This is a genomic window from Bacillus timonensis (genome assembly GCF_000285535.1).
GTDB classification, from domain to species: Bacteria; Bacillota; Bacilli; order Bacillales; family Bacillaceae_L; genus Ferdinandcohnia; species Ferdinandcohnia timonensis.
This window is the reverse complement of the sequence record NZ_CAET01000098.1, coordinates 1-405: the sequence shown is the minus strand read 5'-3', so window position 1 is coordinate 405 and position 405 is coordinate 1. Positions and strand designations below refer to the sequence as shown.

Below are 405 nucleotides of genomic sequence, written 5' to 3'. Positions count from 1 at the left end.
ACGCAAATATCAACCGGGAGACGCAAATCCGATGGAAAAGACGCAAATATCAACCGGGAGACGCAAATCCGGTGGTGAAGACGCAAATATCAACCGGAAGACGCAAATCCGGTGAAAATGACGCAAATATCATCCGGGAAACGCAAATCCGGAGGAAAAGACGCAAATATCATCCGGGGGACGCAAATCCGGAGGAACAGACGCAAATATCAACTGGAAGACGCAAATCCGGAGGAACAGACGCAAATATCATCTGGGAGACGCAAATCCGGAGGAACAGACGCAAATCTGCCCCGAATCGACGCAAATCCGGAGGAACAGACGCAAATATCATCCGGGAGACGCAAATCTGATGGGAAAGACGCAAATATCATCTGGGAGACGCAAATCCGATGGAAAAGACGC

1 protein-coding gene is annotated in these 405 nt (G+C 49.6%); it reads left to right on the top strand.

Annotated features, from left to right (window positions below; translation table 11 throughout):
- A partial coding sequence (locus tag BTHG_RS23865) for a hypothetical protein (RefSeq protein ID WP_010280196.1) occupies positions 1–353 on the top strand: 353 nt, incomplete at its 5' end.
- Positions 354–405: the final 52 nt, after the last annotated feature.